General features: G+C 62.2%; 3 protein-coding genes and 2 pseudogenes. 2 read left to right on the forward strand and 3 right to left on the reverse strand.

Annotated elements, in window-relative coordinates; translation table 11 throughout:
- Window positions 1-113: 113 nt before the first annotated feature.
- Together AC1DQP_RS16515 and AC1DQP_RS16520 are read left to right on the forward strand one after the other, a co-directional pair.
- Window positions 114-1,130, forward strand: a complete 1,017-nt coding sequence (locus AC1DQP_RS16515) for a class 1 fructose-bisphosphatase (RefSeq protein ID WP_457317846.1) — start codon at window positions 114-116, stop codon at window positions 1,128-1,130.
- 124 nt (window positions 1,131-1,254) lie between these two features.
- Window positions 1,255-1,965 (forward strand): 2OG-Fe(II) oxygenase, encoded by a 711-nt coding sequence (locus tag AC1DQP_RS16520; RefSeq protein WP_457317845.1) that lies wholly within the window; start codon window positions 1,255-1,257, stop codon window positions 1,963-1,965.
- A gap of 121 nt (window positions 1,966-2,086) precedes the next feature.
- Here the strand turns inward: AC1DQP_RS16520 and AC1DQP_RS16525 are convergent, their stop codons facing one another.
- The 3 genes and pseudogenes from AC1DQP_RS16525 to AC1DQP_RS16535 form a co-directional block, all read right to left on the reverse strand.
- Window positions 2,087-2,434 (reverse strand): hypothetical protein, encoded by a 348-nt coding sequence (locus tag AC1DQP_RS16525; RefSeq protein ID WP_457317844.1) that lies wholly within the window; start codon window positions 2,432-2,434, stop codon window positions 2,087-2,089.
- Between the two features lie 66 nt (window positions 2,435-2,500).
- A pseudogene (locus tag AC1DQP_RS16530) lies at window positions 2,501-2,980 on the reverse strand (SPL family radical SAM protein); the annotation flags it as partial.
- 1,499 nt (window positions 2,981-4,479) lie between these two features.
- Window positions 4,480-4,791 (reverse strand): annotated as a pseudogene (locus AC1DQP_RS16535) (PA0069 family radical SAM protein); the annotation flags it as partial.

Consider the following 4,791-nt stretch of genomic DNA (forward strand, 5'->3'; position numbering starts at 1 on the left):
GCCGAGCATGGCTCGGCTCTACAGGGTCTGGTGCGGTGTCCCCCGCCTGCCTCGTAATGCCATGGACGACCGGCGACAATATGGCCCCCAAACGTCTTTGGCAGCCACAGTCCATGTCCCGTTCGTCGCTTACCCGGTACCTGATCGAAGAGCAGCACGCAGGCCGCATCAATGCCGACCTGCGCCAGCTGATCGCCGTCGTCGCACGCGCCTGCACCAGCATCTCCATCGCCGTCAGCAAGGGTGCACTCGGTGGCGTGCTCGGCGAAGCCGGCACCGGCAACGTGCAGGGCGAGGCCCAGAAGAAGCTCGACGTCATCAGCAACGAGATCCTGCTCGAAGCGAACGCCTGGGGCGGTCACCTCGCCGCCTGCGCCTCGGAAGAAATGGACCACTGCCAGCCGGTCCCGGACACCTACCCGCGCGGCGATTTCCTGCTGCTGTTCGATCCCCTCGACGGCAGCTCCAACATCGACGTCAACGTGTCCGTCGGCACCATCTTCTCCGTGCTGCGTTGCCCGCCCGGCACCGAACAGCCCAACGACGACAGCTTCCTGCAACCCGGCACCAGCCAGGTTGCTGCCGGCTACTGTATCTACGGCCCCAGCACGCAGATGGTGCTCACCGTCGGCCACGGGACCCATGCCTTCACCCTGGACCGCGAGAAGGGCGAGTTCGTCCTGACCACCGCGGACATTCAGATCCCGGCCGAGACCCAGGAATTTGCGATCAACATGTCCAACCAGCGCCATTGGGAAACCCCGATGCAGGGCTACGTGCAGGACCTGCTGGCCGGCAAGGAAGGCGCGCGCGGCAAGAACTTCAACATGCGCTGGATCGCCAGCATGGTCGCCGACGTGCATCGCATCCTCACCCGCGGTGGCATCTTCATCTACCCGTGGGACCAGAAGGATCCGACCAAGGCCGGCAAGCTGCGCCTGATGTACGAAGCCAACCCGATGGGCCTGCTGGTCGAACAGGCCGGCGGCGCGGCCACCACCGGGCGCGAGCGCATCCTCGACATCCAGCCCGACCACCTGCACCAGCGCGTGCCGGTGTTCCTCGGCTCGCGCAATGAAGTGGCCGAAGCCACCCGCTACCACCGCGCGCACGACGAAGCGCAGGGCTGAGGGCGCAGCACGGGACCGGTGCGATACCGGTCCCGTTTTCGGCAGGGAAATGCCTACATGGCAACGGCGTGACATCGGCCAGCGCAGCGGTCACCATCGGGGTCAGATGCCCACGGATGACCCCATGACGGCCCACGCTCCGCCCGACTTCATCGAAGTAATCCACAACGCCATCCCCGCCGGGATGTGTGCCGCCATCCAGGCCAGGATGCGAACCAGTGCGCAGTTGCGGCCCGGTGAAGTAGGCAGCGGTGTGTTCCCGGAACTCAAGCACAGCAAGGATCTCCGCATCAGCGGCGATGTCGCGTGGCGCGATGTGGACATGCAGTTGCAGCAGGCGGTGTTTCGCGGCGTGATGAGTTATCTACGCCGTTATCCACAGGCACTGATCTCGCCGTTGATGTTGCAGATCCAGGACAGCGACGGTAGCCCACGTCGATTGGCCGCCGATGATTTCGTAGGCATGGACGATGCAACGCTGTCCGACCTGGCCCGCACCTGCCTGCGTCCCGGTGCCATCAATCTGCAATGGTATGCCGCAGGCGAGGGCGGTTATCCCTATTGGCATTGCGAACTGTACCCGCGCGATCCCGCCGCCGAGACCCTGCATCGCCACCTGTTGTGGACGCTCTATCTCAACGATGATTTCGAACAGGGCGAAACCGAGTTCCTGTTCCAGGACCGCAAGATCGCCCCACGCACCGGCAGCCTGCTGATCGCGCCGACCGCGTTCACCCACACCCACCGCGGCAATCGTCCGCACGGCGGCGACAAGTTCATCGCCACCAGCTGGGTGCTGTTCCAGAACGCTCAGAAGCTGTTCGGCGGGAACTGAAGGCGGCGGGCCATATCCAGGTGCTTGAACCGCGCCACGCACCCATTGGATATACGACGCACGCCCCGGTAGTGCCGGCCGCTGGCCGGCTCCTGCCACACCTGGCTGAAGCCGGCCAACCTCAACGCGAGAATGTAATCGCCACGACAACGGCAACCGCAACCCCAACCAACACCGGCACCATCGCCATTACGGCGATACGTCCACTCTTGGCCATCTTCTTCTCATGCGCCAGCAGCGCGTCGGCATCCAGATAGCTGAGCGCATCACCGCTGTCCTTGATGATGCCCTGCGCACGCAGTTGTTCGAGCGTGGCGTGCAACGCGGGTTCCAACGCATCACGCGCGATCGCGCGCTCCGGCGAGAGCGCCTTGTGCGCGTTGAAGTGGGCCAGCACCCTGCGGCGCTGCTCGTTCATTACGGCGAGGATCGTCGCGTTGGCCGCCGTGGTGACTGCCGCAACATTCACCCGCTTTCCCTACGTGCCTTCGGTGCTTCCGATAGTGGTCGGCATCGGGCCCATCGTCCAGTGGGGTCAGAACAGGCTGCCTTGCGGCGAATCCACCCGGGGCGGCAACGGCCGCAAAAACTTGCCGCAATCCAGCTTCGGCCAATGACTGTTCTGCGCGTCGAATCCGAGCCGCTTGCGCGCCAGCTTGAAGCGGCTCGACAGCAGGTCGGCGTAGACGCCTTCGCCGCGCATGCGACTGCCGAATTCGCTGTTGTAGTCCTTGCCACCGCGCAGCTGGTTGATGGTGCTCATCACGTGCGTGGCGCGGTCCGGATGGTGGGTGTCCAGCCAGTCGCGGAACAGCGGCGCCACTTCCAGCGGCAGGCGCAGCAGCACGTAGCCGGCGGTGGATGCACCAGCATCGCGTGCGGCTTCCAGCACCGCTTCCAGCTCGGCATCGTTGATCCAGGGAATCACCGGCGCCACCATCACCCCGACCGGGATGCCGGCGTCATGCAGGCGGCGCATCGCGCGCAGGCGGGCGCGCGGTGCCGAGGCACGCGGATTTTAGTATGAGGGGACTAAGGGGTGGTTCCGGCATATTCGTCGAGGTCATTCGGGTACGTTGTCTGTGACGACTATCCATCTGCCCGAGGTGCCAGTGAAGCGTCGAGTGACGATGGATCAAGAGCGACCGGCGCGACCGTTAGGCAGACGTCGTATGGCGAATCCGGGCTGAAGAATGCCCTGACGAAGAGGGAATCCCCGCTCTGTGCAGAGTCTAGCCACGCCTCAACACGACTCGCAAGACCAAGCAGATCGCTCAAGCGACCTGCAATCCAATGACCGTCAATGATGGACGAGCTCCATGTGCCGATTTCCAGATATTCGTGCGGACMCAGATTGCGATGGCAGGAGATCCAGTCGTTATTTGGATCCGATGCATAAGCACGCAGTACCGCAACAAACGAACTCAGCCCGGTCACAGAGCCGGTGATTCGCCATTGCTTGGCATCATCGTCAAGCTCATAGTGAAATCTGAGATTTCTCCATTCATCCCGGTACCATTCTTAGGAAAAAATATTCATTCAATGGACCTGTGATCTTTCACTTCCACTTGGTATCTCGCTGCTGCCAACCTCGTCCATCAAGGAAATAGTCCCACTTCTCACCGTTACCATCTGTGTATCCCCAATGGGGACCATTGGGTGGAGGATGTCCGAAATCGGGGTGTAGCTTCCCTCCGGTATTTGGGTTAACCCAATTCCCTTTGGTACTTCCAGGTGGACCGCTAACCTTCCACTGCCATTCACCAGGACATTCTGCCGGTTGTCCGGTAGTGGAGGCAGCCAGGGACTGCGCCTAGCCGCAAGATCGGAACTCCAGTCATTGAGAGAGACGGAAAACCGTATACGTCAAGCACAGCGCTAGGCACGATGCGCAGAACGCGGATACCGCCTTTCCGGCTGGAGCCAGCCAAGCTGCCACACATCCGGCGGCGGCGATCGCTGCCGCCAATACTCCAACCGAGACCGCGGTTTCTGCGCCCGGAAACCACGCCGCAGCGCAGTCCTGACCGATTGCCGCATAATCAGGTTTCGCTAGATCCGTGGTGCCCTCGTCGAATATTTCGCTGGCAGGGCACAAATACATCAATAAGGTATGCAATGGCCAGAGCAACATGAGCACCGCTATGAATGCGGCGGCGGAAGCCGGCACCAGTGCAACCCATCGCAGCCACCTAGTCATAGCGATCTCTTCGATCGGGGCGGAAGCCCCTGAGGCGGGAGCACCGGGCGGGGCGGCGCATGGAACTCACGCGTGGTTCCCGGCATCAGACGATTCTTCGTTTTCGGAAAGAAGGGCATCCTTCTCCAGCTTCCTGAGATTCATCGCTCGCCCATCCTTGGTTCGGCCAATGCGCGGATCTTACCGTGAATAGTGAGCACACATCATTGCGGGAACTAGCTCATGCCACCACGCCGCTGATTGCCCGAGACATGGATCGTTGATCGCGACATTCGAGTATTGGCGCACATCAAGCAGAGTCTCTGGCATCGGTCTTAGAACAACGACCCCTGTGGCGAATCCACCCGCGGCGGCAACGGTCGCAAAAATTTGTCGCAATCCAGCTTCGGCCAATGGCTGTTCTGCGCGTCGTATCCGAGCCGCTTGCGCGCCAGCTTGAAGCGGCTCGACAGCAGGTCTGCGTAGACGCCTTCGCCGCGCATTCGTCTGCCGAATTCGCTGTTGGAGTCCTTGCCACCGCGCAGCTGGTTGTTGGTGCTCATCACGTGCGTGGCGCGGTCCGGATGATGGGTGTCCAGCCAGTCGCGGAACAGCGGGGCAACTTCAAGCGGCAGGCGCAGCAGCAC

It is taken from the genome of Stenotrophomonas sp. P5_A8, assembly GCF_056400545.1.

Excerpts from the sequence above, each read along its gene's own strand:
- AC1DQP_RS16520 (WP_457317845.1), top strand. The coding sequence starts at position 1,255 with ATGACGGCCCACGCTCCGCCCGACTTCATCGAAGTAATCCACAACGCC.
- AC1DQP_RS16515 (WP_457317846.1), top strand. The coding sequence starts at position 114 with ATGTCCCGTTCGTCGCTTACCCGGTACCTGATCGAAGAGCAGCACGCA.